The sequence below is a fragment of the Streptomyces sp. NPDC051105 genome (assembly GCF_040682795.1).
GTDB lineage: Bacteria > Actinomycetota > Actinomycetes > Streptomycetales > Streptomycetaceae > Streptomyces.
The window spans coordinates 373,025-396,534 of the sequence record NZ_JBFBBR010000002.1; the positions used below are offsets into that span (position 1 = coordinate 373,025).

Below are 23,510 nucleotides of genomic sequence, written 5' to 3' on the forward strand. Positions count from 1 at the left end.
TGAGTACGGCTCCGTAGAGCGGACGCACCCCTTGCGCCGACGCCGGCCTCCCTCTGAGAGGCCAGTTCGTCGACGCATCCGTCGCGTCACATAGTGGTGTCTGTGTGTAGCTTTCGTGGTCGGGTCGCGAAACATGACGGAAAAGAGCAGGCGCCCAACAGGCCGGCGATGGAACCGAGTTGCCGGATTTTCCGTCCGCGGTGCAGGCCGGGACCTCTCTGCGGGAGAGCGCGCCCGGTCTCGGACCACTGGCTGGTCGCAGACCCTTTCAGGTCAGCCCCGACAGGCCGTCAGGCGCACAGGACGCGCGTCTCGGGTGTGTAGACCGGCCCGCCGCTGGTGTTCGTGGAGTCGCTGAACTCGGCGTAGAAGTATGAGTAGAAGCCGATGTTGCCGTTGCAGCCGGAGTCGGCGGCGACGCTCAGCGTCAGCGTGACGGTGCGGCTCTGCCCGGGCGGGACGGTGGCGCCGTAGTCGGTGCCGAGGTTGGTGGGCCCGGTGCCGGAGCAGGCGGTGCTGGTGCCGTCGGTCGCGGCCAGGCTGCAGCCGGTGAAGCTGTACTTCAGGTCGGGGCGCTGCGTGGTCAGATAGGTCGGGTCGATCGTCTGGTACACGAACCAGATGTCGTACGTCTTGTAGTTGGTGATCGTCATCGACAGGTTCACCGTGCCGCCGGGCGTGGTGGTCGCGGCGTTCGTGGCGAAAGTGAGCTCCGCCGGTGCCGGGTCGGCGCTCGCGCTGGGGACCAGCCCGAAGACGGCGAGGGCGAGAGCGAGAACGGCACCGAGGCCGAAGCGTCTCATCAGTGGTGATCGCATGGGCGGAGGCTAGGCAGCCAGAACGCGGGGCGTCTCCTACCGGCGATCGAGCAGGCACGCTAAGTGACTGAAAGCGTGCGCATCGTGAGAGATATGTGACCGGGCCGTGAAGGCGGCATCGTCGGGTCGAACGGGCACGTGACCGGCGTGCGCCGGAGCTGCCGCCCGGTCCGGCGCCGAGCGCCGCCCGCGCCCTCCGGGCGGTTGTTATTGGCGTGTACCGGACGCACCGAACGTCACTCCCGTCCCCCGGCCTCCCGGGGAATCTCGGCCATCCGCTGCTTTCCGGCCCCGCCCGCCCTCGCACCGGTGGCGCGCCCTGAGGCCCGGCGCGGGGCCGGACTCGGGCGCGGCGACCGTAGCTGCCGGCCGGAACGATGTGTATACGTATGTGCTGCTCCCGCATGACCCGGCCCGGTACGGGGCATTCGGCAATCATGAAAGACGCGCCTGTGGTGGTGCAGCCGCCGGGCCCCGACGGTGGCAGGCGGGTGACCATCCGCGGAGAGTACGTCGGTACCGCGTATCACCTGCTCGACGTGGTCGAGTTCCTGCGCCGGGCCGGGCTGCCCGAGGCCAATACCACGGTCGACGACCCGGACCTGATCGAGTGGCGCGGCATGGGGCCCAAGGCCTGGACGGCCGCCGGCTGATCCGGGCGCGGCTCCCTGCCGGGACGTGGCCCGCACAGGGTCGTGGCCCGGAGCGTTGGCGTGCTCGTAAGGCCACGATTGCCGTCATGGCGTGCCGGAGGCCGCCCGGCCGTGACTCCTGGATATCAGGCGAGTCCCTGGTCTGACAGCGACCGCCCGGCCGCGTCCCGTTTCCCCCTGCGGTCCGGCCGAGGGGGCGCGCGCCGCCGGTTGGGGGACCGCCATGTGGGTGAACCGCGTAGGGACCGTCCCAGCCAGAATCCCGGGGGATAAGGCCTGGAGAATCATTCTTTCCGAACAGTTAAATCAAGGGCAAAAGTGGCAGACATAGATCTCTCTGGACAAACTGAATCCGCCGGTTCGTGATCAGGAACATCCACGTTCTCCAGGAGATCGCATGGTGGAACAGTCCTCCGAGGTCGTTTCGGAGCCGGATGAATCCGTCGTCGCACTGAGCGACACCGGCCGTAGGGGGGCCGAGACCGAGCGGCGGCTCGCGCGGGCGCTGGCCGACCTGCTGGGCGCCGAGAGCGTTCCGGTCGACGGCCACTTCTTCACCGACCTCGGCGCCAACTCCCTGGTCATGGCCCAGTTCTGCGCACGAATACGCAAGACCGCGGATCTGCCCTCCCCGTCCATGAAGGACATCTACCGGCACCCCACGATCCAGAGTCTGGCCACGGCGCTCGGGGACACCACGCCCGCCGCCGGTCCGGCGGACGCCCCGTCCCCGGCGGCGCCCCCGCCGCCGGCCCCGGTGACGCGCGGGAAGCGGCGCACCCACCTGCTCTGCGGGACCGTCCAGCTGCTGGTCTTCCTGGGCTACTCACTGGTCTCCGGATTCGTCACCGCCGCGGGTTACGAGTGGATCGCCGCCGGTTCGGGCCTGGCCGACATCTATCTGCGGTCGGTGCTGTTCGGAGGCATCGCGTTCGTGGCGCTGTGCGCCTTCCCGATCGTCGCCAAATGGCTGCTCGTCGGCCGCTGGCGGTCCGGTGAGTTCCCCGTCTGGGGCCTGGCGTATCTGCGCTTCTGGCTCGTCAAGGTGCTGATCCACGCCAATCCGATGGTCTTCCTCGCCGGGACCCCGCTGTACGTGCTGTACCTGCGGGCCCTCGGCGCACGGATCGGCAAGGGGGTCACGATCCTCTCCCGCACCGTCCCGGTCTGCACCGACCTCCTGACGATCGGCGCGGGCACGGTGATCCGCAAGGACTCCTTCCTCCTCTGCTACCGGGCCGGCGCGGGGCACATCCAGACCGGCCGGATCACCCTCGGCGAGGGCGTCCTCGTCGGCGAGAAGACCGTCCTGGACATCGACACCTCGATGGGCGACGGTGCCCAGCTCGGCCACTCGTCCGCCCTGTACCGCGGCCAGGCGGTCCCGGACGGCGAGCACTGGCACGGATCCCCGGCGGAACCCACCCGGGTCGACTACGCCAGGGTCGCTCCTGCCCCGTGCGGCACCCTGCGCCGGGCCTGGTTCGGCTTCGGCACGCTGACACAGCTGCTCCTCGTGTACATCCCGTTGCTCGTCGGCGGTGTGTACATGCTCTTCACCGAGGTCCCGGCGATCGGCAAGCGACTCGACCCGCAGTCGGTCGCGCTCAGCCCCTCCGAACTGCTCCCCGACGCCCTCGTGCTCTCCTTCGTCCTGTTCTTCGGGTTCGTCGTCCTGGGCCTGCTGGTCCTGTGCACGGTTCCGCGTCTGGTGGGTCTGGTCCTCAGGCCCGACAAGGTCTATCCGCTCTACGGATTCCACTACGTGCTGCAGCGGACCACGGCCCGGATGACGAACATCAAGTTCTTCGCCTGGCTCTTCGGGGACAGCTCGTACATCGTCCACTATCTCCGGGGCATCGGATACGACCTGTCACGCGTCGAGCAGACCGGGTCGAACTTCGGCACCGAAGTGCAGCACGAGTCGCCCCTGCTGGTCACCGTCGGCAGCGGAACGATGGTCGCCGACGGCCTCTCCGTGCTCAACGCGGACTTCTCCAGCACGTCCTTCCGGTTGTCCAGGGTGGTGATCGGGCCGCACAACTTCCTGGGCAACAACATCGCCTATCCGGCGGGCGGCAGGACGGGCGACAACTGCCTGCTGGCGACGAAGGTGATGGTTCCCCTCGACGGCGAGATCCGGCAAGGCGTGGGCCTCCTCGGCTCACCGTGCTTCGAGATCCCCCGCACGGTGGACCGCGACACCCGGTTCGACCACCTCAGAACCGGCGACACACTGCGCCGCCGGCTCGCCGCCAAGAACCGCTACAACCTCCGCTCCATGGCGGGCATGCTGCTCGTGCGCTGGCTGCACACCTTCGCGCTCACCCTGTTCGGACTCGCCTCCGTGGACCTGTACGGCGTGGTCGGACAATTGGTGATCGGCGGATACCTGGCCTTCACGCTCGTCTTCTCCACCGCCTACTTCGTCCTGGTGGAGCGCTGCATCGCCTCGTTCCGAGCGCTGCGCCCCCGGTTGTGCTCCATCTACGACCCGTACTTCTGGTGGCACGAGCGGCTGTGGAAGGTTCCGGACCACTACCTCAACCTTTTCAACGGCACCCCGTTCAAGACCCTGGTCTGGCGGCTGCTGGGGGTCCGCATCGGCAGCAGGGTGTTCGACGACGGCGTCTACATGACCGAGCGGACGCTCACCACCATCGGCGACGACTGCACCCTCAACGCCGGCAGCAAGATCCAGTGCCACTCGCAGGAGGACGGCACCTTCAAGTCCGACGTCACCACGCTCGGCACCGGCTGCACCCTCGGCGTGGGTGCCCATGTGCACTACGGCGTGACCATGGGCGACGGCTCGGTGCTGGCGCCCGACTCCTTCCTCATGAAGGGCGAGGAAGTCCCCCCGAACGCACAGTGGGGCGGCAATCCCGCGGTCGACATGCCGGACAGCGACAGGCCGCCCGGTGTCACCGGCCGGACCACGTCAGCAGCCGACGCCGCCCCGGCGAACCTGAGTTGAGGAAGGCCATTCGATGGGAACGCGCGTGGAATCGGACCGGGAGTTCTGGAGCCGGGTACTGACCGCCGGCGGTGCCACCGCCGTGCCGCGGTGGGCTCCGCAACCGGTCCAGGGTGCGGCCGAGCACGAGATACCCGTGCCGGACGACACGACGCGGGCGGTGCGGGAACTGGCCGGGCAACGGCGCCTGCCGGTCGGCGCGCTGATGCTGGCCGCGCACCTCAAGGTGCTGGCCGCGCTCTCCGGCGAACCCGAGGTGGTCACCGGGTACACCACCGGCGTGGAGGGCGAGCCGCTGCCGTGCCGGGCGTCCGTCCCCGCCGGGCCCTGGCCCGCCCTGCTCGCGGCCGCTCGCGACGCCGAGGCGCAGGTGCTGGCCCACCGCGACTTCCCGGTGGCCGAACTGCGGCGGGAACTCGGGCTGACGGAGCCGCCGTACGAGATCGTCTTCGGGCCGACGGGAGCCGACCGGACCCATGCCGACGACGGTGTCCTGCACGTGCGCTGGTCCGACCGGGACGGACGGCTGACGCTGCTCCTGCGGTACCGCACGGACGTACTCGACGCCCGGGCCGCGGCCCGCATCGGCGGCTACCACCTGACGGCGCTGCGGCTGATGACCGCGGAGCCGGACGCCGACCACACCCGGCAGAACCTGCTGTCCGCCGAGGAGGAACGCGAGCAGCTGGAAGGCCTGGCCGGGCCCGACCGCCCGCTGCCGGACGCGCGGGCACACGAACTGTTCGAGCAGCGCGCCCGCACGCATCCGGAGGCGGTGGCCGCCGTACACGGCGAACGCCAGTGGACGTACGGCGAACTCGACCGGCGGGCCAACCGGCTGGCGCGCGCACTGCTGGCCAGGGGCCTGGGCCGGGAGGACGTCGTCGCCGTCGTCACCGAGCGCGACCTCGACTGGCTGGCGGCCGTGCTGGCGGTGTTCAAGGCGGGCGGCGCCTATCTGCCGATCGAACCGCACTTCCCGGCCGGCCGGATCGCGGCGACGCTGTCCCGGGCGGAATGCCGGCTGGTCCTGACCGAGTCCGGCAGCACCCGCACTCTCGACGAGGCGCTGGCCACCCTGGACGGCGTCGAGAAGCTCCTGGTGGAGACGGCGTACGCCGAGTCGCACGCCGACGACGACCCCGGCATCCGGGTCGAGCCCGGTCAACTCGCCTACATCTACTTCACGTCCGGCTCCACCGGCGAGCCCAAAGGCGCGATGTGCGAGCACGCGGGCATGCTCAACCATCTCCACGCCAAGATCGACGACCTGGCGATCGGCGAGGGATCGGTGGTCGCGCAGACCGCCCCGCAGTGCTTCGACATCTCCCTGTGGCAACTGCTCGCCCCGCTGCTCGTGGGCGGGCGGACCCTGCTCGTCGAGCAGGACGTGATCACCGACGTGGAGCGGTTCGTCGGCACCCTGGAACGCGGCCGGGTCGCGGTGGCGCAGCTCGTGCCGTCCTATCTGGAGGTCGTCGTCTCCTATCTGGAGCGGCACCCGCGGATGCTCCCGGACCTGCGCTGTGTGTCGGTGACCGGCGAGGCACTCAAACGGGAGCTGGTCCAGCGCTGGTTCGCGGTCCAGCCGGGCATCGAGCTGCTCAACGCCTACGGGCTGACGGAGACTTCGGACGACACCAACCACGAGGTCCTCCGAGAGGTACCCGAACGGGTGCTGCTGGGGCGGCCCGTCAACAACGTACGCGTCCATGTCGTGGACGAGCACCTGTCGTTGGTACCGCTGGGCGCCCCCGGACTGATCGCGTTCTCCGGTGTCTGCGTGGGCCGCGGGTACGTCAACGATCCCGAACGCACCCGGGAGGCGTACCGGACCGACCCGTACCGGCCCGGTGAACGGCTCTACCTGGGCGGGGACTGGGGCCGCTGGCATCCCGGCGGCAAGCTGGAGTTCCTCGGCCGCCGCGACAACCAGGTCAAGATCCGCGGCTTCCGGATCGAGATCGGCGAGATCGAGAACTCCCTGCTGCGGGTGGACGGGGTACGGGACGGCGCCGTGGTCGTCGCCGAACGGAGCGGCGGCGGCAAGCAGTTGATCGCCTTCTACGCCGGCGACGAGCAGGAACCGGAGACCCTGCGCAAGGCACTCGGCGCGGCCCTGCCCGCCTACATGGTGCCGTCTGCCTTCCACTGGCAGGACAGCCTGCCGCTGACCGCCAACGGCAAGATCGACCGAAAGGCCCTCACCGCCCTGGCCGAGCGGTCGGCACCGGACACGGAGACCGCGGACGACGCCGCCCCGCTCAGCCCGACCGAACGGCGGCTGGCCGCGGCCTGGGCCGAACTGCTGGGTGTGCCCGAGCGGCGGATCGGCCGCACGGACCACTTCTTCGACGCCGGCGGCACCTCCCTCACCGCGGTCAGACTCAGCCTCGCCCTCGACCGTGCGGTGTCCCTGAAGGACATCACCCGGCACCCGGTCCTGGCCGACCTGGCCGCCCTCCTCGACGGCACGGCCCGGCAGCGCCCCGAACTGCTGCTGCCCCTGTCGGGCGGGAGCCGCACCTCGGAGTGTGCCCTGGTCTGCTTCCCGTACGCGGGCGGCAACGCCGTCAACTACCAGCCGATGGCGAGCGCGCTGGCGGGCAGCGGCCTGCCGGTCCTCGCCGTGGACCTGCCCGGCCACAACCTGGCCGCGCCCCCCGAGCCGTTCGCGTCGATCGAGCAGGTGGCCGAGCGGACCGTCGCCGAGATCACGGACCGTGGTCTGACCCGGGTCGTGCTGTGGGGCCACTCCTCGGGAACCGCGGCGGCCGTCGAGACCGCCCGAAGGCTCCAGGAGCAGGGCGTGCACGTGGCCCGGGTCTTCCTCGCCGCCCAGCTGCTCGGCACCGCCGCCGACCGGTTCAACGCCATCGTCGAACTGACCGCCGGCAGCGACGCCGAGATCGCCGAGCGGCTGACCGCGGACGGCGGCTACGCGGAACTCGTGGAACTCGACGCGCCGCACGCCGAACACATCGCCGCCGCCTACCGCCACGACTGCGTCGCCGCGCACCGCTACTTCCACCAGGCCCTCGAAGCCCCGCCGCCGGTCAAACTGACCGCGCCGGTCTCGGTGGTCGTCGCCGCCGACGACCCGCACACCGCCGGCCACGCCCAGCGCCACCGGGACTGGCAGCTCCTGGCCGACCACGTCGATCTCCACGAACTCGCCGACGGGGGCCACCACTTCCTGCGCACCCGTCCGGTCGAGACGGCGCAGGCCGTCCTGAACACCGTCCTCCCCCTCGCCTCCTCCTGACCCCCGTCACACCCCAGGCGGTCGACCGAAAGGAAAACGAGATGCCGTCCTCATCCCTGGCATCACCACTCGACGTGGAGCTGCGGCCGGACAAACCGGCACTGCTGTGCGTCGATCCCCCCGACGACGCCCCGAGGTGGACGGCCGAGCACCGCGAGGCGCTGCGCGCACAGGTCACCGAGCACGGGGCGCTGGTCGTCCGCGGCCTCGGACTGCGCGACGCCGGCCAGACCGGTGCCGTCTTCGCCCGGCTGGCCGGTGACCTCATGACGGAGCGCGAGGCCTTCGCCCCCCGCGAGGCCCACGGCCGGGGGCTCTACTCCTCCACGCCCTGGCCGGACAACCAGCCGATGTGCATGCACCACGAGCTGAGTTACCAGCAGCAGGTGCCCGGCCTCATGCTGTTCGCCTGTCTCACCGCGCCCCAGCAGGGCGGGGCGACGGCGGTGGCCGACGCCGAAGAGGTACTGCGGGCGCTGCCCACCGGACTCACCGAACGGTTCGAGCGGGAGGGCTGGATCCTGACCCGCAGCTACAACGACGAGATCGGGGCGAGCCTCGCGGAGTCGTTCGGCACCGCCGACCGCGCCGAGATCGAGCACTACTGCCGGACGAACGCCATCAGGTGCACCTGGCAGCCCGACGGGACCCTGCGCACCGAGCAACGCCGCCCCGCCGTCGTCCGGCACCCGGTCACCGGCCGGCGCTGCTGGTTCAACCAGATCGCCTTCCTCAACGAATGGACGCTGGACCCGGAAGTGCGCGAGTACCTGCTCGACGTCTACGGCCCGGACGGACTGCCGTTCAACACCCGCCACGGCGACGGCACCCCGATCGGCGAGGACGTCGTCCGGCTCATCAACAGCACCTACGAGGCGCACACCAGGCGCGAACCCTGGCAGGCCGGTGACCTGCTGCTCGTGGACAACATCCGCACCGCACACAGCAGAGAGGCGTTCACCGGAGAACGCCAGGTGCTGGTCGGCCTGGGCGAGTCCCTGCGGCCCACCGACGACTGCCCGGCCCTGGAGGCGAGCGAGCGATGACCGACACCCTGTCGACCGCCACCCGGTCCGCGGAGCCCGACCGGCCCGCCGTGCCGACCTTCGCGGTGATCACCGGCGAGCAGGTGCAGCGGGCGCTGAGCGGCCGCGAGAAACAGCTCGTGGAGCTGGTCGAGACCGTCTACCGGCTGCACGACGCAGGAGACTCGGTCAACCCGCCGTCGTACTTCCTGCGCTTCACCGACCGACCCACCTCGCGGATCATCGCGCTGCCGGCCTCCCTCGGCGGCCCGTTCCAGGTGGACGGCCTGAAGTGGGTCTCCAGCTTCCCGGAGAACGTGAGTGCCGGGCTGCCCCGGGCGTCCGCGGTGCTCGTCCTCAACGACCACGACACCGGCTACCCGTTCGCCTGCCTGGAGAGCTCGATCATCAGCGCCACCAGGACGGCGGCCTCCGCGGCGTTGGCCGCCGACTGGCTCAGCCGCAACCGCACCCGCCCCACCCGGGTCGGATTCTTCGGTACGGGTCTGATCGCCCGTTACATCCACACCTTCCTGGCCGGCACGGGCTGGGACTTCGACGAGATCGGCGTGCACGACGTGTCCGCCGACAGCTCCGCCGGGTTCCGCGGCTACCTGCGGAAGACCGGCAGCACCGCGCACATCACCGTCCACGACACCGCCGAGGACCTGGTCCGCGCCAGCGACCTCGTGGTCTTCGCCACCATCGCCGGCCGGCCGCACGTGACCGACCAGGCCCTGTTCGCCCACAACCCGCTGGTCCTGCACGTCTCCCTGCGCGACCTCGCCCCGGAGATCCTGCTGGGTTCGGCCAACTTCGTCGACGACGTCGAACACTGCCTCAAGGCCGACACGTCGCCCCACCTGGCCGAACAGCTCAGCGGCAACCGTGACTTCCTGAACGGAACCCTCGGCGACGTCATGGCCGGACGGGCCGCGCCGCCGACCGACCGACCGGTGATCTTCTCGCCCTTCGGACTCGGCGTCCTCGACCTCGCCGTCGGCAAGCACGTCTACGACGAGGTGTCCCGGGCGGGGGACCTGCGTCTCATCGATGACTTCTTCCACGAACTGCGTCGGTACGGCTGAGGCCGTGGTCCTCGGCCCGGCACCAGGAGGCCCGCCGTGCCCGTCATATCCGCTCCCCACGCCTTCAACGAGGGCGACCTCTTCGTCGATCTCGCATCGATCTGCGGATACCCGCTCTACCTGAAGTGCGAGGCCTTCAACTTCGCCGGATCCATCAAGTTGAAGGCCGCGAACGAGATGGTGGAGAGCGCCGAGCGGGACGGAATCCTGACAGCGGATTCCGTCCTCGTGGAGTCCTCCTCCGGAAACCTCGGCGTCGCGCTCAGCATGATCGCAGCAAGCAAGGGCTACCGGTTTCTGTGTGTGACGGACTCCCGGTGCAACCTGTCGACCAGACTCCTCATGGAGGCGCTCGGCAGCGAGGTGCACATCGTGGCCGACCAGGACTCCAACGGCGGGTTCCTGGGCAAGCGGATCGACTACGTCCGCTCGCTGTGCGCCTCCGACGACCGATACGTCTGGCTCAGCCAGTACACCAACGCCGGCAACTGGCTGGCCCACTATCGTACGACGGCCCCGGAGATCGCCCGCCGGTTCCCGGAGCTGGACGTGCTGTTCGTCGGGGCCGGCACCACCGGAACCCTGATGGGCTGTGCGCGCTACTTCCGCGAGTTGTCCCGGCCGGTGCGGATCGTCGCCGTGGACGCGGCCGGCTCGGTGGCGTTCGGCGGCGAGCCGGGCCGCCGGATGATCCCGGGCCTGGGCATGAGCATGCGGCCGCCGTTGCTCGACGAGTCCCTCGTCGACGAGGTGATCCGGGTGGACGAGCCGGACACCATCCGGATGTGTCACCGCATGGCCAGGAACGGCTTCCTGTTCGGCGGCTCCACCGGCACCGTGGTCAGCGGCGCGACGGACTGGCTGTCCCGGCACGACGCGCATGACCTCACCACGGTGGCCATCGCCCCGGACCTGGGCGAGCGCTACCTCGACACCATCTACCAGACCAACTGGCTGCACGACCTGTACGGCGATCAGGTGCTCGACACCGACGTCACCGACGTCACGGACGTCACGGACGTCACCGACGCCGCCGTACAGACGAACCCCCCACCCCGGGAACCCAAGTCCGCGTCACGCGCACCGGCCCGCCGCCGCAGCACCTGACACCTGGCACCCGGCGCAGTCCCTCGGACACCGCCGCACCGGCAGCGTCCGAGGGCCACCGGGAGGCTCATGTCAGCAGCAGGCCGACGCCGCTCAACAGAGCCGCGCCCGCCGGCACGGCAACCAGCGGAACCGTGCGCCGGTGCGCGCCGCGCGTGAGCCGGCGGCCGACCAGGACCGGTGCCGCCGAGGCGACCATGCCCCGCACCTACCCGACAACGGGGCGTGCCGGACCCGCACCGGCTCCCGGAACGCCTCCCGTTCCCGAGCCGGCGGCGCCACTGTTCCGGGTGCGTTGGCGTGGGTGGTTGTCAGCCGACCGAGGCCATGAAGTCCAGCATCCTGCGGTTGATCTCCTCGGCGTGGTCGATCTGCGGCCCGTGGCCCGTGCCGGAGATGATGTCGGCTCGGGCGCCGGGAACCAGGCGCGGTACGCGCTCGGCCTGCCGCCGCGGGTGCACCAGGAGGCTTCGCTTGCCGAGTACCAGATAGAGCGGAGTCCGGATGGCGGACAGTTCCTCCTCGGACAGGGGAAGCGGAACGGGGCGGCGTATGCGGTAGGCGCGGGTGGCCGTTCTGATCATCGTGCGTAGTTCCGGCACGACGAGGACCGGCTGTTCCAGCCAGGCCGCCAGCCGCGGGCGGAGTGCCTTCGGCGCGAAGGTCGCGAAGAGGCTGGCGAAGATCCAGACGAAGAAGCGCAAGCCCACCTTCTCCAGGCCGCCGGGGTCGAGCAGGGTGACCGAGGCGAGGCGACCGGGCCTGCGGTGCGCCAGGTTCAGGGCGAGCCATCCGCCGTACGAGGTGCCCACGAGATGCACGCGGTCGAGGCCGAGTCCGGCGAGAGTCTCGTCCAGCCACTGTGCGGCGCGTTCGGGTTGGTGGATCGGCTCGTCCTGCACACTGCGGCCGGGATCACCCAGGGTGTCGATCGCGTAGACCGGGCGGTCCGCGCTGAGGGCGGGCGTGTTCGGGTACCACATGGCGGAGCAGGAGCCCGCCCCGTGCACCAGAACCACGGGGGTGCGGGACCGGGCGGCTTCGTCCGTGGGGCCGTAGCGATAGACGTGCGTGGTACCGAAGGACGTCTCCACGTCCTCTTCGGCACGCGCGGGCGCTCCCAGCGCGTAGACCGCATCGCAGGCCGCGAAGTAGCGCTCCCGCCAGGCTTCGCTCACATAGCGGCCGACATCGGCCTGAGGTCGGGCAACGGTCTCGGGCATGGCCCCTCCGGTCTCGGTTTTGTGATACGAACGTACCATGATGTTGGTACAGCTGTATCATCAAAGGTCCAGAGGGAGCCATGGCGGGAACGACGAGCGGAGAACCGGCCGATGCCCAGACGGGTGGACCACGCAGAACGGCGCACCGAGATCGCGGAGGCGCTCGTCCGGGTCGCCGGACGACGTGGGCTGCATGCCGTGGGGATGCGCGATGTGGCAGCGGAGGCGGGCGTGTCACTGCGACTGGTGCAGTACTACTTCCAGACCAAGGAGAAGTTGCTGCTCTTCGGGCTCGAGTATCTGGCGAAGAGGTTCGGGGAGCGGGTCTCCGCCCGCGTCCGAGTCGCCGGGGACGGGGCGGGGCCGCGGGCGATGGTCGAGGCGCTGCTGACGGCGGCGCTGCCGACGGACGACGAGAGCCGCACCTTCCACTACATCTACACCTCGTACGCCGTTCTGGCCGTGAGCGACCGGGCTCTGGCAGCCCAGCCCTTCATCAAGAACCCCGATGCCGCCGAAGCGGCCCTCACCGAACTCCTCCGGCAGGCGCAGGATGCGGCGCTGCTCGAGCCGGGCGTGGACGCGCGGTTGGAGGCGGCCGGCCTGCTCGCCATGTCCGCGGGACTCGGCACCGGCGTTCTCGTCGGCCAGCGCAGCCCGGAGTCCGCCGCCGCGGTTTTGGACCACCGTCTGAACCGAATCTTCCGCAGCGGTGAGGCGGTCGGCTGACGGACAGCAGACTCGACGCGCGGGGCTTCGTAGCAGAACCGGCTCTCCGCGTGGTCCGGCGAGCGCTCGGGTCCTCACCGGATGCCGGCAAGCCCGCCTCGGTGAAGTCGTGCCATCCGAAGGCTTCCGGAACGGCCGACCACGCGAAGGCGTTCGAGGCCGCCCTCCGCTGATCGGCCCATACCCCAGCCCGGTGGGGGAGAACCGACGTGGTTCTCCCCCACCGGGCTTTGAGTAGGAGTACGACGGTGGCTGTGCTGAGGGTCGGCCGCAACAACGGTGAGACGGTAATGGCGGCTGAGGTCACTGCCTCGCGGCTGTGCCAGCGCAGGGCGTTCCTCGCGGGGCGGGCGCCGGAGACTGCGTGGCAGCAGTGACGCACATGCGCGAACGAGCGGCAATGGACGATCGCCCCCGCGGCTGGACGTACACTCCACACATGGGTCGCGGATGCGCAGTGCGGGAGTGCCTGTTCCAGGCCGCTCGTGCCCTGTGCCCGTCCACCGCGTGCGCGACGGCGGTCGACCCGGTGAACGCGCCGGCGATCTGCTGTCGCGCGTTGCACGGTCACGGCTAGCGATTCCGGGTAATTCCGGGGATTTCCCAGATCATGCCGCCCCTGTAGGCGCCATTTTCTGCGCGGTCACCCCTCCCCACCTCTGCGACCGCACGGCGACGGTCCTCGCCACAATGTCCTGCTTTCTCATCCGTTGGTGCCCTGGGCGCCGCCTGCGTGCCGACCGCCGGACGACCGGCAGCCGGCGCATCTCCGAGAGGACCCCTGTGAAGCTGAGCGAGCTGCTCGCCGGGCACGATCATGAAGTCATCGAGGGCGATCCGGAGACGAGGATCACCGGAGGCGTCTGCTTCGACGCCCACCGCGCCGCTCCGGGATCCCTGTTCATCGCGGTACCCGGTCATCGCGAGGGCGGCCCCGAGTCCGTCGGACCGGCTCTCGCACGCGGCGCGCTGGCCATACTCATCGACTCCGCGGCGGCGCGACTTCCGGTCGCGACCTGGGCGTCGGCAGCTGGTGTATGCGTCGTGGCCGTCGCGGACACGCGCAAAGCGGCCGCGGTCGTCGCCTCCCGCTACCACGGGGAGCCGGGCCGGCAGATGAAGATGGTGGCCGTCACGGGCACCAACGGGAAGACGTCGGTTTCCTCCATGGTGGAGTCGGTGCTGAGGATCGCCGAGCACGCCAGGGTGGGGGTCATCGGGACGGGCGGCAGCCGGATCGGCGACGAACTGATCCCGATGCCGAGGTCGGTACTGACCACACCGGAGTCGCCGGACTTCCAGTATCTGCTCGGGTACATGCGCGACCGCGGTGTCGGCACCGTGGCGCTCGAAGCCACGTCGATGGGCCTGCTGACCCACCGCCTCGACCACTCGTTCATCGACATAGGGGTGTTCACCAACCTGACGCAGGATCATTTGGACGACCACGGCACCATGGAGAACTACCGGGACGCCAAACTGCGTCTGTTCCAGGGGCTGTGCCGGCATGCGGTGGTCAACGCCGACGACCCGGTCGGAGCCCGCATCGGGGCGATGATGCCCGGCGCGGTCGTCACGTACGGCATCGACGCGGAGGCGGACTACCGGGCGACCGACCTCGCCATGGAGGCGGCCGGCATCCGCTTCACCCTGCACCACGACGGCCACAAGTATCCGGCGGCGATCCCCGTGCCTGGACGCTTCTCCGTCTCCAACGCACTGGCCACTGTGGCGGCCTGCCACCTCATCGGGCACGACCTGGCAGGACTTGTCGCCGCACTCGAGCAGATGCCCCCGATCCCGGGAAGGTTCGAACGCTACGAGACCCCGGACGGCACGTCCGTCATCGTGGACTATGCGCACTCCCCGGACTCACTGGAGAAGGTGCTGACCACCATCCGCGGCTTCGCCTCCGGCCGGGTGGTCACCGTCTTCGGCTGCGGCGGGGACCGGGACGTCACCAAGCGCGCCCGGATGGGGGAGATCGCAGGCACCTACTCCGACCTGTGCGTTCTCACATCGGACAATCCCCGGAACGAAGACCCCCGGGCGATCATGGATCAGATCGTCCCGGGCCTGCTCGCGAGCGGCACCCCTTTCGAGCGGTTCACCGACCGCCGCCGCGCCATCTCCTTCGCCCTGTCCGCCGCAGGGCACGGCGACGTCATCCTGATCGCGGGCAAAGGCAGCGAGCCCTACCAGATCGTCAACGAGGAACTGCTGCCGTTCAGCGACATGGCAACGGTACGCGAACTCGCCACGCGGTAGGCGTACCGGCCTTCCTGACGCCCGGCGCCGGTCGCAGTGCCGGGACGAGGACGTGCGGGACCTTGTGGCCCCGCGGCTACCTGGGGGACGTGCGGGCCGCCCGCGTTTCCGTCGACGTGGACGCCTCATGGCGCTGACCGGGGCAGGCTGGGGTCGGCCCGTCTCGGGCCGGCCGGCCGTGCCGTAGCGCAGGGACAGGGCGATGAACTGGCCTGTTCCCCTGCCACAGTTCGATGGTCTCGGCGGACTCCGTCGGCGTACCGCCCCTGGGGCCGTGTGCCGTCAGTCAGCTCTCTGCCTCGTCGGACGGGTTCGCGCGGGCGCGTTGGGGTGCGACCGTGTACTTCGGGTCCTCGGCCGAGGCCACTCCGGCCGCGAAGATGCCGAAGCGGGTGCAGGCCGAGCCCGCGAGGAGGGCGAGGCCCGCGAGGACGGCCGCCGGGCGGCTGCGGTGGCCGAGCAGCAGGCCGGTGGCGGCGCCGGTCGCGGTGAGCCGACGGGCGGTGCGCAGCAGGGTGCCGGCGCGGCCCTGGCGGTAGGTCTCCGCGACCATGCCGAGGCGCTGTTCGGCCGCCCGGGTCGCGGCCTCCTCGGCGCCGGCGGCGAGCACCGCGGCGCAGCGTGCGGGTGCCGACTCGTGCACCGGGCCGAGGAGCAGGGCCATGCCGGAGGCGGCGGCCGTGGCGGAGGCGGCGAACACGTAGGGCAGTTCGCGGTGCGCGCCGTGCCAGGCGGGAACGGCGGTGTCCGCCGCGAGGACGGCAGTGTAGGAGGCGATCGCCGGTCCGAGCAGCGCCGCCGCCGCGGTCGCCGTGGCCCCGGCCCTGGGCAGCCGCCCGGTGACGGCGGTGATCGCGGCCGTGCCGGCCGCCGGTCCGTAACCGGCGAGGAGCCACGAGCCCACACTCATGGGCGAGGTGGGCTTGAGGACGCGGAGCATGTTGGGGAACCGGCTCGGCACCCCGAGATCGTGCACCAGTGCGGCGGCGGACAGTGAGACCGCGGCGAGAGAGGACACTTTCATCGCTGTGGCGGTCGACGTACGCCCGGTGAGCTGGGCGCCCGCCGCCAGTACGGAGCCCGCGCCGGCGAGCCCGCCCAGAAAGAAGTACCCGGCGATGTCCTGGGCGCTCCAGGAGGGCGCCTTGATGACCGGACGCCCGTAGTACGACTCGAACTCGGCCCGGGGAACCATGAGTTGCTCCCCGCGGCGCTGACGACGCCCCTGCCGGGTGCCCTGCCCGAGGCTGCTCTTGGAGTCGCTCATCGTGTGCCCTTTCTGCCCAGCACACCGGGCAGCGCGAAGGAGACGGCGAAGGCTCCGGCCAGGGAGAGGGCCGCCGCACCGGCGTGCTTCCACATCGTGGGGAGGTCGCGGGTGGTGACGACCGGGTTCGGGGGCAGCCCGTAGACCTCGGGTTCGTCGAGGAGCAGGAAGAACGCGCCGTCGCCGCCGACGCCGTCATCGGGCTCGTGGCCGTACAGCCGTGCGCCGTCCACGCCCGCCGCCTGCAACTGGTCCACGCGCAGCGCGGCTCGTTCGCGCAGTTCGTCCAGCGGGCCGAACTGGATGGACTCGGTCGGGCAGGCTTTGGCGCAGGCCGGTTCCTGGCCGGCGCCGAGCCGGTCGTAGCACATGGTGCACTTGAACGCCCGCCCGTCCCCGGGGCGTTGTTCGATGACGCCGTAGGGGCAGGCGGGTACGCAGTAGCCACAGCCGTTGCAGATGTCCTCCTGGACGACGACCGTGCCGAACTCGGTCCGGAAGAGGGAGCCGGTGGGGCAGACGTCGAGGCAGGCGGCGTGGGTGCAGTGCTTGCACACGTCGGACGACATCAGCCAGCGAAGTTCCCCGGGCTCGGCGGAAGCCTCGGACTCGGCTTCGGCCATCGGAAGTCGGGTACGTCCGTCCGGCGCCGGGACCTGCTGTTCGATGAAGGCGACATGGCGCCAGCTGGAGGCGCCGAGTCCCTGGGTGTTGTCGTAGCTCATGCCGGTGAGGGAGAGGCCGTCCTCCGGGATGGCGTTCCACTCCTTGCAGGCGACCTCGCAGGCCTTGCAGCCGATGCAGACGGAAGTGTCGGTGAAGAAGCCGACCCGGGGCGGGGGTTCGGGGTGCCCCGCGTCGCGCGCGGGGTCCGGCTCGATACCGCTGAGCAGGTGACGTTCGGTCATTTCCGGGTCTCCGTCCCTGTGCTGGCGGTGATGCCCGCGCGCTCGCGGTATTCGGCGACCAGCTTCGGCAAGTCGGGCCCCCGGGGTCGGCGGCCCGGGCGGATGTCGGCGGTCAGCGCCTTGTCCTCCTGGATATGGGCGTTGGGGTCGAGGGCGATCGCGACGAGTTCGTTGGCCGCGTCGCCGGTGGCCACGCCGTTGGGTCCCCAGTGGAACGGCAGTCCGATCTGGTGGATCGTGCGGCCGTGCACCGTGAGGGGTGTGATCCGGGAAGTGACCATGACGCGCGCCTCGACGGCGTTGCGGGCGGTGACGATGGTGGCCCAGCCCAGGTGCTCAAGGCCGCGCTCGGCGGCCAGTTGGGGGGAGACCTCGCAGAAGAACTCCGGCTGGAGTTCGGAGAGATAGGGCGACCAGCGGCTCATGCCGCCCGCCGTGAAGTGCTCGGTGAGGCGGTGCGTGGTGATGACGTACGGGAAGACCTCGGCGCCTTTCTCGTCTCCGCTCGGGTGGTAGCGGTTGCCCTCCCGGGGCAGCAACTGGCGTACGGGGGAGCGCGGTGTGGAGGGGTGCAGCGCGTTGGCGAAGGGCGAGTCCTGCGGTTCGTAGTGCGTGGGGAGCGGGCCGTCCTCCAAGCCCGCGGGCGCGTACAGCCAGCCCTTGCCGTCGGCCTGCATGATGAACGGGTCGTCGCCGCGCAGCGCGTCGGGTCCGGTCGCGTCCTCGTCCGGTACGAAGTCGGGGGCGCGGTCGGGTACGAAGTCCGGGACGTCGTACCCGGTCCACTTCCCCTCGGCCTCGTCCCACCAGACGTACGCCTTGCGCTCGCTCCACGGAGTGCCGTCCGGGGCGGCCGACGCCCGGTTGTACAGGACGCGGCGGTTGGCGGGCCACGCCCAGGCCCATTCGGCGGCCACCCAGTCCTGTTCGCTCCCGGGACGGCGGCGGGCGGCCTGGTTGACGCCGTCCGCGTACACCCCGCAGTAGATCCAGCAGCCGCACCTCGTCGAGCCGTCGTCCTTGAGTTCGGTGTACGCCGAGAGGGGCGCCCCGCCCGGGCCGTGGCCGTTGATCTCGGCGAGTACGGCGCTGGCATCCGGTTCGGCCAGCGGGCCGTCGACGGGATAGTCCCAGGTCAGATCCTGTACGGGCCGGTCCATCGGGTCGGTGGAGGCGGCCAGCCGTTCCTTGATACGGCGGCCCAGGTGGTACATGAACCACAGGTCGCTGCGGGCGTCGCCCTCGGGCTCGACGGCCGCGTGGTGCCACTGCAGCCAGCGGTTGGTGTTGGTGAACGAGCCGTTCTTCTCGGTGTGGGCGGCGGCCGGGAAGAAGAACACCTCGGTGCCGATGTCCTCGGTGCGCAGCTCGCCGGTCTCGATCTCCGGGCCGTCCTGCCACCAGGTCGCCGACTCGATGAGGGAGAAGTCGCGTACGACGAGCCACTCCAGGTTGGCCATGCCGAGCCGTTGGAGCCGAGTGTTGGCGGAGCCGACCGCGGGGTTCTCGCCCATCAGGAAGTAGCCCTTGCACACACCGTCCAGCTGGGCCATCACCGTGTCGTAAGTGGAGTGGGAGCCGGTCAGGCGCGGCAGGTGGTCGAAGCAGAAGTCGTTGGCCGCGGTGGCCGCGTCGCCGTAGTACGCCTTCAGGAGGCTCACGAAGTAGGCCCGCATGTTGCCCCAGAAGCCCTTGTCGGTGCGGCTGGCCTCGATGAAGGCGTCCAGGTCCTCGTGCGCGTGGGCGTGCGGCATGGGGAGGTAGCCGGGCAGCAGGTTGAAGAGGGTGGGGATGTCGCTGGAGCCCTGGATGGAGGCGTGGCCCCGCAGGGCCTGGATGCCGCCGCCGGGCCGGCCGATGTTGCCGAGCAGCAGCTGGAGCACGCTCGCGGCGCGGATGTACTGGGAGCCGACCGAGTGCTGGGTCCAGCCGACCGCGTACACGAACGCGCTCGTCCGCTCGCGGCCCGAGTTCGCGGTCAGGTCCTCGCACACCTGGAGGAACTTCGCGCGCGGTACTCCGCAGACCTCCTCCACCAGCTCCGGGGTGTAGCGGGCGTAGTGGCGCTTGAGGATCTGGTAGACGCAGCGCGGATGCTGCAGCGTCTCGTCGCGGGGTGCCCGGCCCGCGGTGCGCGCCCCGCCCGAGCCGTGGGCCTCCGGGCCGCCGGAGCCGTGGACGCGCTCCTCGTACTGCTCGTCGACCTCACCGGTGGGCTGCTGCACCTCGGCACCCTCGTACTGCCAGCTCGACGGGTCGTAGTGGTGCTTGTCCTCGTCCAGACCGGAGAAGACGCCGTCGAGGTCCTCGGTGTCGCGGAAGTCCTCGCTCACCAGGGTGGCGGCGTTGGTGTAGGCGAGGACGTACTCGCGGAAGTCCTTCTCCTCGGTCAGGACGTGGTTGATGATCGCGCCGAGGAAGGCGATGTCGCTGCCGGCCCGGATCGGGACGTGCAGGTCGGCCAGCGCGCTGGTGCGGGTGAACCGCGGGTCGACGTGGATGATCCGGGCGCCGCGCGCCTTGGCCTCCATCACCCACTGGAAGCCGACGGGGTGGGCCTCGGCGAAGTTGGAGCCCTGGATGACGATGCAGTCGGCGTGCTGGAGGTCCTGCATGAAGGTGGTGGCACCGCCTCGCCCGAAGGAGGTGCCGAGCCCGGCGACCGTGGAGCTGTGGCAGACCCGGGCCTGGTTCTCCACCTGGACGACACCAATGCCGGTGAGCAGCTTCTTGATGAGGTAGTTCTCCTCGTTGTCGAGGGTCGCGCCGCCGAGACTGGCGATGCCGAGGGTGCGCGCGGTGCGCAGCCCCTCGGACTCCCACTCCCAGGTCCGGCGCCGCGTCTCGATCACCCGGTCGGCCACCATGTCCATGGCGGTCTCCAGGTCCAGGGGTTCCCAGTCGGTGGCGTACGGCCGCCGGTACAGCACCTCGTGGCGGCGGGCCGAGCCCGTGGTGAGCTGCAGTGTGGCCGAGCCCTTGGGGCACAGGCGCCCTCGGCTGACGGGCGAGTCCGGATCGCCCTCGATCTGGACGACCTTGCCGTCCTTGACGTAGACCTGCTGTCCGCAGCCCACCGCGCAGTAGGGACATACAGAACGCACCACCCTGTCGGCGGTGTCCGTCCGCGGCCTGAGTTGTCCGGTCCGGGCCGACATGGCGGCCCGGCCCCGGCCCAGCGGGTCGGATCCGGTGAGCTGACGGAAGGCGGGCCAGTCGCTGATCCACGTACGCACACCCATGGTGTGTCCTTTCGGCGGCCGGAATGCCCGGCGGCGTTGGCGGGTGTCACTTCCAGACTGGCCCACCCGGATGGGTACGTCGCGCGGGGTGTCGGCCGGACGGCTCCTCGGACCCGGGGCCCCCGGATCGGGGATCTCCGGAGCCGAGGGAGCCAGGCGGGCCCGTTGCGGCGGCGTCCCCGTCGGGGATTCCGGGGGTCCGGCTGCTCGTCCTCGGCCTTCCGCGTCGTGTCACTGCCGGCTTCCGTCGTGTCACTGCCGGCTTCCAGGGCTTCTCGCCGGCGCCCGTCCGCTGGTCGGGCACGTCCCTGAACGCGGGTCTGGCGCGCTGCGCTCTGTCGTTCCCGGGATCCTTCGGGTGGCGGACGCTCACGGTGCTTTCCCTCTCGCGGCCGGGCGTGGTTCCGGTCTCGGGTACCCGCCGCCGGTGTGGCTACGCAGGGCCAGTGGAGTCTGCCGGGTCGCGGCACAGCAGGCGGCCCCTCGCGTCCGTCAGGGCACCGGGTCCTCCGGCTGGGGCATCCCAGCATGGAGTCTCGCGCACCGCGGCGGGGTGACCGATGTGCATCGGACGCTCTTGCCGTGGCGCGAGGCATCAGCGGTTCCGTACGTCGGCCAGAGCCGGGCCGCCCACGCCCGCCGGGCCTGCGTGGGCGGCCCGTGCACGCTGACGGCTCCCGTCCTGTGAGCAAGGGCGGGAGCCGTTCAGGTGGCGTAGGCGTATGCCTTCAGCGGGTCACGCGTGGCGGTGCGAGCGCCGGTTTCCGGTGATGAGGCGGTAGAGGAGGAGCAGGATGAGGGAGCCGACGATCGCGGCAATCCAGGTGGACAGGTCGAAGAACCCGTCGATGGAGTCGACGCCGAAGATCACCTTGCCGAGCCAGCCGCCGAGCAGACCGCCGACGATGCCGATGAGCATGGTGACGATGATGCCGCCGGGGTCCTTGCCCGGCATCAGGGCCTTGGCGATGGCGCCGGCGAGCAGGCCGATGATGATCCACGCGATGATGCCCATGGTGCGTCTCCGCTTCCTCGGAATAAAGGCTGTGTCAGCTCTTCGTGTGCACCGATCGGGCTCGAACAAACGTCTCGCCCGGGTCTTCCCTGTCGGTTCTCGATCCGAGGGGGAGTGGACGCTCGTGAAGTCCGGGACCGGTTCGCCCTTTCGCGTCGCGGACCCGAGAGGTCACGCAACTTGACCTGCCGTCGTGAACCGCCCGGTCACGGCGTGGAGTTCACGATCATGGCCGGCCGCGGCCCTCGGTGCCGGTCGGACGGCGCGGCAGCCGGAAAGCCAACAGGAGGGTGACGGGCCACAGGGCGGCGAAGCACCACAGGACGGCGAGGTCGGAGGTCAGGATTCCCATGACGAGGAGGAGCAGTGAGGTACACGTCAGGGCGGCCACCGACAGGGGCAGCCACGGCCGGCCGCCCGGGTGGCGCATGCGCCGCACGAGACGTCGGTCCTCGCTGAGCTCCGCTTCGATACGCCACAGGGCGACGCGTTCGTGCGGCGACAGCGCGATGCCATCGGGGTCATTGCGGTTTTCCACGGTGAGCGCCTCATTCGTCCCGGCCTGCGGCACCGGACACCACTTCGCCTGTCCGGCACGGGCGTCCTGCGTACTGATGACCGGACGGGTTCCCCGCAAGAGCCGGCCGACGCCTCCCGGCGGCCGGGCCGGGAGTCCTCGGGCCGCTTTCCCGGTCCTCGGTGCCTCGCACACGCCGCGGCAAGCCGCCCCGCTCCGGACTCAGTTCGAGGAGTTCCCGCAGTTCACGGAAGCCGTCGAGAAGGTCAGACAACTCGACGACCGGCACAACCACCGGACCACCGACACAGGCGGAGTCCGGCGCGAGTTCGACACCGACTACGCGCGGCGGAACAGCATCAAGCTCCGTGAGGTCGTCCGCCGGCTCTGCGAACCTCCTCGCAGGCGGCGACCGCAGGCGCGGGGCGGCGCTGAGGGCGCGTGTTCTGGGAGTGCCGAGGCAACAGGGCTGAGTCCACGTTTTGGGGGGTACCCGAACCACGGGCCAGGCACGGTGTCTTGAGTAGGGGTGCCATGCCGGCCACGACGGAACGCATCAAGCAGCTCGCCGGGAGTCCTCAGGGGCGACAGCTGGCCGAACGGGCACGTAGAGCCGCCGCCGACCCGCGTCGCCGGGCCCACGTTCGGCGCCCGCTGGGGATGCACTGGGGCCGTCGCCGACCGCATCGCCACAACCAGGAAGGAACGCCGTGGAAGGTTCGTCGCTCCGGGCAGTGGGCTGGGCGCGCACGCTGCCCTTGAACAGCCAGGTGAAGACCGCCCGTGACTGGGCACGCGAGCATTTGGACGCGCTGGGCTGGACCGCCGCTGCTCCGCAGACGGTGGACGCGATACTGCTCACCGTTTCCGAGTTGGTGACCAATGCGCACCGGCACGCCCACAGCAGCGCCCAGTTGGTGATGACCTGTAATGACCACTGCCTGCATGTCTCCGTGCACGACAAGTCCGGTGACCTGCCAGTCCCGCGGGAGGCCGGCTCGGAAAGCCTCGGCGGGCGCGGCATGCTCCTGGTGGACGCCATGGCCGACACATGGGAGTCGCACCCCTGTCCCCACGGGAAGTCGGTCAGCGCGTGCTTCCGCGCGCCCGACTCGGCGACGCACGACGTGGACGCGCCGGCGCCGCCACGGCACCAGTAGATCTTTGCTGCTGCTCGGGGAATCCGGCAGCGGACGCTGTTCACTCGTCCGGGAGAGGTCATGACGGAGAAGACCGAAGACCCGCAGGTCCACCGGTTCTGCACGGTGTGCGGGACACCAGCCGGAGACGGCAAGCTGTGCGAGCACTGCGCGACCGTCCTGGATGTTCCGGAAGACGCGGGGCTGGTGGAAGACCAAGGCGCGGCCGTACGACGGGACTTCGAGGGACGCGGCGAGCAGAGCTGACC

18 protein-coding genes and 1 pseudogene are annotated in these 23,510 nt (G+C 70.4%); 11 read left to right on the top strand and 8 right to left on the bottom strand.

The window, feature by feature from the left end; all coding sequences use genetic code 11:
* Positions 1-290: 290 nt before the first annotated feature.
* Positions 291-818, bottom strand: coding sequence for a hypothetical protein (locus AB0N16_RS05585; protein ID WP_365793360.1), 528 nt, complete (start codon positions 816-818; stop codon positions 291-293).
* Positions 819-1,255: 437 nt separating this feature from the next.
* Here AB0N16_RS05585 and AB0N16_RS05590 point away from each other — a divergent pair, with 437 nt between their 5' ends.
* The 6 genes from AB0N16_RS05590 to sbnA all read left to right on the top strand — a co-directional run bounded on the left by AB0N16_RS05590 (position 1,256) and on the right by sbnA (position 10,933).
* The gene (locus tag AB0N16_RS05590) at positions 1,256-1,471 is read left to right on the top strand and encodes a hypothetical protein (protein WP_352224989.1); all 216 of its coding nucleotides are present in this window, start codon (positions 1,256-1,258) and stop codon (positions 1,469-1,471) included.
* 397 nt (positions 1,472-1,868) lie between these two features.
* Entirely contained in the window at positions 1,869-4,448 is a 2,580-nt protein-coding gene (locus AB0N16_RS05595; protein ID WP_365793362.1) for a Pls/PosA family non-ribosomal peptide synthetase, read from the top strand.
* Between the two features lie 13 nt (positions 4,449-4,461).
* On the top strand, positions 4,462-7,713 hold the full coding sequence (locus AB0N16_RS05600) for an amino acid adenylation domain-containing protein (RefSeq protein WP_365793364.1): 3,252 nt from the start codon (positions 4,462-4,464) through the stop codon (positions 7,711-7,713).
* A gap of 41 nt (positions 7,714-7,754) precedes the next feature.
* Positions 7,755-8,759, top strand: coding sequence for a TauD/TfdA family dioxygenase (locus tag AB0N16_RS05605; RefSeq protein ID WP_365793366.1), 1,005 nt, complete (start codon positions 7,755-7,757; stop codon positions 8,757-8,759).
* Entirely contained in the window at positions 8,756-9,826 is a 1,071-nt protein-coding gene (sbnB, locus tag AB0N16_RS05610) for a 2,3-diaminopropionate biosynthesis protein SbnB (protein ID WP_365793368.1), read from the top strand. Before AB0N16_RS05605 ends, sbnB begins: the two co-directional genes overlap by 4 nt.
* Before the next feature lie 36 nt (positions 9,827-9,862).
* Complete coding sequence (sbnA, locus tag AB0N16_RS05615) at positions 9,863-10,933, top strand: 2,3-diaminopropionate biosynthesis protein SbnA (protein ID WP_365793370.1); 1,071 nt, start codon at positions 9,863-9,865, stop codon at positions 10,931-10,933.
* A gap of 67 nt (positions 10,934-11,000) precedes the next feature.
* On the opposite strand, the gene AB0N16_RS05620 is transcribed toward sbnA, so the two are convergent.
* Together AB0N16_RS05620 and AB0N16_RS05625 are read right to left on the bottom strand one after the other, a co-directional pair.
* Positions 11,001-11,132 (bottom strand): hypothetical protein, encoded by a 132-nt coding sequence (locus AB0N16_RS05620; RefSeq protein ID WP_365793372.1) that lies wholly within the window; start codon positions 11,130-11,132, stop codon positions 11,001-11,003.
* A gap of 112 nt (positions 11,133-11,244) precedes the next feature.
* On the bottom strand, positions 11,245-12,156 hold the full coding sequence (locus tag AB0N16_RS05625) for an alpha/beta fold hydrolase (RefSeq protein WP_365793374.1): 912 nt from the start codon (positions 12,154-12,156) through the stop codon (positions 11,245-11,247).
* Between the two features lie 111 nt (positions 12,157-12,267).
* Here AB0N16_RS05625 and AB0N16_RS05630 point away from each other — a divergent pair, with 111 nt between their 5' ends.
* Both AB0N16_RS05630 and AB0N16_RS05635 read left to right on the top strand, forming a co-directional pair.
* The gene (locus AB0N16_RS05630; protein WP_365793376.1) at positions 12,268-12,885 is read left to right on the top strand and encodes a TetR/AcrR family transcriptional regulator; all 618 of its coding nucleotides are present in this window, start codon (positions 12,268-12,270) and stop codon (positions 12,883-12,885) included.
* 783 nt (positions 12,886-13,668) lie between these two features.
* Entirely contained in the window at positions 13,669-15,153 is a 1,485-nt protein-coding gene (locus tag AB0N16_RS05635; RefSeq protein WP_365793378.1) for a UDP-N-acetylmuramoyl-L-alanyl-D-glutamate--2,6-diaminopimelate ligase, read from the top strand.
* A gap of 286 nt (positions 15,154-15,439) precedes the next feature.
* On the opposite strand, the gene nrfD is transcribed toward AB0N16_RS05635, so the two are convergent.
* The 5 genes from nrfD to AB0N16_RS05660 form a co-directional block, all read right to left on the bottom strand.
* On the bottom strand, positions 15,440-16,420 hold the full coding sequence (gene nrfD / locus AB0N16_RS05640; protein WP_365793380.1) for an NrfD/PsrC family molybdoenzyme membrane anchor subunit: 981 nt from the start codon (positions 16,418-16,420) through the stop codon (positions 15,440-15,442).
* On the bottom strand, positions 16,417-17,328 hold the full coding sequence (locus tag AB0N16_RS05645) for a 4Fe-4S dicluster domain-containing protein (protein WP_365793382.1): 912 nt from the start codon (positions 17,326-17,328) through the stop codon (positions 16,417-16,419). Before AB0N16_RS05645 ends, nrfD begins: the two co-directional genes overlap by 4 nt.
* Positions 17,325-20,570 carry a formate dehydrogenase gene (gene fdh, locus AB0N16_RS05650; protein ID WP_365793384.1) on the bottom strand — a complete coding sequence of 1,082 codons (3,246 nt, stop codon included), beginning with the start codon at positions 20,568-20,570 and terminating at the stop codon, positions 17,325-17,327. Before fdh ends, AB0N16_RS05645 begins: the two co-directional genes overlap by 4 nt.
* 736 nt (positions 20,571-21,306) lie before the next feature.
* Entirely contained in the window at positions 21,307-21,585 is a 279-nt protein-coding gene (locus AB0N16_RS05655; protein ID WP_365793386.1) for a GlsB/YeaQ/YmgE family stress response membrane protein, read from the bottom strand.
* A 226-nt stretch (positions 21,586-21,811) separates the two neighbouring features.
* On the bottom strand, positions 21,812-22,123 hold the full coding sequence (locus AB0N16_RS05660; RefSeq protein ID WP_365793388.1) for a DUF3040 domain-containing protein: 312 nt from the start codon (positions 22,121-22,123) through the stop codon (positions 21,812-21,814).
* A 199-nt stretch (positions 22,124-22,322) separates the two neighbouring features.
* Here AB0N16_RS05660 and AB0N16_RS05665 point away from each other — a divergent pair.
* From AB0N16_RS05665 to AB0N16_RS05675, 3 genes and pseudogenes are all read left to right on the top strand, one after another.
* Positions 22,323-22,439 (top strand): annotated as a pseudogene (locus AB0N16_RS05665) (SRPBCC family protein); the annotation flags it as partial.
* A 373-nt stretch (positions 22,440-22,812) separates the two neighbouring features.
* Positions 22,813-23,262 carry an ATP-binding protein gene (locus AB0N16_RS05670; RefSeq protein WP_365793390.1) on the top strand — a complete coding sequence of 150 codons (450 nt, stop codon included), beginning with the start codon at positions 22,813-22,815 and terminating at the stop codon, positions 23,260-23,262.
* Between the two features lie 60 nt (positions 23,263-23,322).
* Complete coding sequence (locus AB0N16_RS05675; RefSeq protein ID WP_365793392.1) at positions 23,323-23,508, top strand: hypothetical protein; 186 nt, start codon at positions 23,323-23,325, stop codon at positions 23,506-23,508.
* The last annotated feature ends 2 nt before the right edge of the window (positions 23,509-23,510 follow it).